The 3,208-nt window shown below is 43.6% G+C and carries 5 protein-coding genes; 1 reads left to right on the top strand and 4 read right to left on the bottom strand.

The window, feature by feature from the left end; all coding sequences use genetic code 11:
• The coding region (dapE, locus tag ACTXGO_RS11635) for a succinyl-diaminopimelate desuccinylase (protein ID WP_443574620.1) at nt 1-1,084 on the top strand (1,084 nt) is incomplete at its 5' end.
• A gap of 60 nt (nt 1,085-1,144) precedes the next feature.
• On the opposite strand, the gene ACTXGO_RS11630 is transcribed toward dapE, so the two are convergent.
• The 4 genes from ACTXGO_RS11630 to ACTXGO_RS11615 form a co-directional block, all read right to left on the bottom strand.
• Entirely contained in the window at nt 1,145-1,594 is a 450-nt protein-coding gene (locus ACTXGO_RS11630) for a GNAT family N-acetyltransferase (RefSeq protein ID WP_435950391.1), read from the bottom strand.
• Between the two features lie 55 nt (nt 1,595-1,649).
• Entirely contained in the window at nt 1,650-2,201 is a 552-nt protein-coding gene (locus tag ACTXGO_RS11625) for a GyrI-like domain-containing protein (RefSeq protein ID WP_443574618.1), read from the bottom strand.
• A gap of 71 nt (nt 2,202-2,272) precedes the next feature.
• A complete protein-coding gene (iscX, locus tag ACTXGO_RS11620; RefSeq protein ID WP_021812734.1) occupies nt 2,273-2,482 on the bottom strand; it encodes a Fe-S cluster assembly protein IscX in 210 nt (69 codons plus the stop codon).
• A 91-nt stretch (nt 2,483-2,573) separates the two neighbouring features.
• On the bottom strand, nt 2,574-3,116 hold the full coding sequence (locus tag ACTXGO_RS11615) for an acyl-CoA thioesterase (protein ID WP_443574616.1): 543 nt from the start codon (nt 3,114-3,116) through the stop codon (nt 2,574-2,576).
• Between the last annotated feature and the right edge of the window lie 92 nt (nt 3,117-3,208).

The following is a 3,208-nucleotide window of genomic DNA, read 5'->3' as shown; positions in this document are numbered from 1 at the left end:
GCGATTGGAACGGGCAGGTTTTGACTGTGAGTTTATGTATTATGGTGACAGAGATCAAACGGGCGAGCAGGCGCAAGTCAAAAACCTCTGGGCGCGGCGCGGCAGCACTGACCCTGTAATTTGCTTCGCCGGTCACACTGATGTCGTGCCCACTGGCGATGTCAATAATTGGACATACCCTCCTTTTTCTCCTACTATTGCTGATGGCTATCTGTGGGCCCGCGGTGCTGCGGACATGAAAACAGGCATTGCCGCTTTTACCGTAGCCGCTGAGCGTTTTTCGGCTAATCATCCTGAGCACAAAGGCTCTATTGCTTTTTTGATTACCTCAGATGAAGAAGGCCCGTCTATCAATGGTACGGTAAAAGTGATTGAGACCTTGGAAGCGCGGCAAGAAAAAATTACCTACTGCCTCGTTGGTGAGCCTTCAAGTACCGATACGTTAGGTGATATTATCAAAAACGGTCGCCGTGGCTCCTTAGGTGCTGAGCTAACGGTCACAGGAAAGCAAGGTCACGTTGCCTACCCGCATTTGGCCAGTAATCCGATCCATGCGGCAATGGCTGCTTTGGCGGAATTAACCGCTGCACAGTGGGATAAGGGTAACGATTACTTCCCTGCGACTTCCTTGCAAATCTCCAATATTAACAGCGGTACAGGCGCAACCAACGTCATTCCTGAAACGCTTAATGCGGTCTTTAACTTTCGCTTTTCCACAGAGACTACGGAAGAAGAACTCAAAGAAAAAACTCACGCTATTTTTGATAAACACTTCAACAATAGTAAAGCCAATTATGATATTCATTGGAAATTATCGGGTCAGCCTTTTTTGACTCCAGAAGGCAAATTGGTATCCGCTTGCCAAAACGCGATCAAATCGGTAACAGGTACAGAGACGACATTATCTACTTCAGGCGGGACATCCGACGGACGCTTTATCGCGCCAACTGGTGCACAAGTGGTTGAGCTGGGGGTGCGCAACGCAACGATTCATCAAGTCGATGAAAAGGTTGAGGTTGATGATTTGGGACGACTGGCGCAGATATATGAGGGGATTTTGGAAAATTTATTATTGGATGAATAGCTTTATTCAATTGGTGGGTTACGCTTGAGCTAACCCACCCTACGCCACTAAAGCCTTTTACTACTCAACCACCTTAACCCAAGCACTCTCATGCCGAGTAAAGCCAATCTTTGGATAATATTCAGTCGCTTGCGGCGCAGACAATAAAATAACTTTGCAGCTTGGTGGTAATTGCTGCTCAATATGTTCAATCATTGTCTTGCCAATACCTAGATTTTGATAGGCTTCATCGACAGCGATATCTGATAAATAACAACAGTAGCTAAAATCGGTGACGCAGCGTGCTACACCTATAAGCTTTTTGCTGCTATTAGTATCATTCACACCTTCTTCGTGAACCTCATCAGTCCAAGCTGTCACTAACAGATTGGCATTATCCAGCATCCCTTTTATAACATAAGGATTATCTATAGGACGGCGCTCGCCTAGACTACAACGCTTTAATACCTCTATAAATTGAAAAGGCGTAATTGGCGTATTGATTTGATAACTTACCTGCGGCGTTGGCATAGATGTTCTCTCTACTTCTCGTTGCTCGTTTCTCGTTGATCGTTGTATTAATGGCTCACTCAATCCCAATATACAGATCCAACTGACCATACTCTAGATTGCCACCGATATAATGCTCAAAATCGACATTGTAAGTACGAGTATGCTCGCAATCAGGATTATGAAAATACTCCCAAGCCTTCTCCCAAGCGTTCATTACGGTGTTGGGCATTCTGCCTTCTTCGGTGAATACTAGATACTTGCCTTCAGGGATAGTCACCGTAATGACATCGCTACCATGAGCGGCACTTAAAATATTCTCAGGGCTAAGAACGTTGCTGTCTTTACTATTATTTTCATTGCCATCCTCTCCCTCTACAGGCTCGCTCTCTACCTTCCAACTGGCGACCACATCGAACGCGCCAACTAAATCCTCGCTCTCATAATTGTGATAGACCCCGTAGATATCTTCGTTATCGCTAAGGTGACTGACATGGTTTTGGTAAAACTTTTGCCATAATCGACCTAACTTTGCGCTGTCATGGCTAATCTCAGCGTTATTGGTAGTACGGACACTGATACCTTTACAAACTATCGCTGTTGATAGCTCTTTGACCTGTGATGTCATAATGTTGCCTTGGTTTTATACTTATAGCGTTATATTTATAGAGTAAAACTGAGAGAGTTAAAATAGAAAAATTAATCGGCTTCATCGATCCAATTCATTTGAATGGCTTCTAGGATGCCTTCGTTTGACTTTTGTGGATCATCATCAAAGCCCTCTAATTCTGTTACCCAGCGGTGCAAATCAGTAAAACGAATGTACTGCGGATCCGTCTCGGGGAACTTCTCGTATAGCTCTATGGCGATATCTAAGCTGTCTGTCCATTTTAATTTTTGCGGGGTCATGGTGATTCCTTTATTTACGATAAAAACGATAGACTCATCCTAACAAACTTCGGCAGATGATTATAGATGCATTTATTAGAGCATGATTGAATCATACACTTGGTACTTGCATGGATTTGACTGCGACTTGATGGCTATTCCAAGTCGTGATCACATCAGTCAGCTGCTCGCCTGTCATATCCAATAGCGCTGGCGTTTGCTGACCTTGTTTATTTACAAATACGAATTTGGTCATCCCTACCGCCATTAACTGATCTTTTACAAAGAAGTGATGCTCAAAATAAACATACTTTTTATCCCAGCCTGCCACCGCGCTTCTTAGAGTCATTTTGTCCAAGAATTTGATTTGCTTGAGATAAATAATCTCCTGCATAGCGACAATCCACTCAGGAGTTTTGATGCCTTTTTGATGGCAGCAGATCCTTAGCCACTTGGTAACATTAAGCTCAATAAACGATAAAAAGCGATAATTTGGCAGATGATCCCGAAACCCTAAATCGTGCGGTAATACTCGGTAGTGCCGTATAACTGGTGCTCTTAGCACCTCTTGACTGAGAGTCTCGCTAACCGATTGTTTTTTGAGCGCTTGTTTGAGCAGACTGGTCATAATAAAAAAACGGAGCAACATGTTCATAAATCATTCTCTTTTATATTAGGGCGTGTCTAAATGCCGCCTACTTTAACGCAAAAAAAGCCACCTGAGTGACTTTCTTTGATGTGTGCTAT

It is taken from the genome of Psychrobacter sp. T6-1, assembly GCF_052258445.1.
Note: the sequence above shows the minus strand (reverse complement) of the source record. Positions and strands in the feature narration are given on the sequence as shown.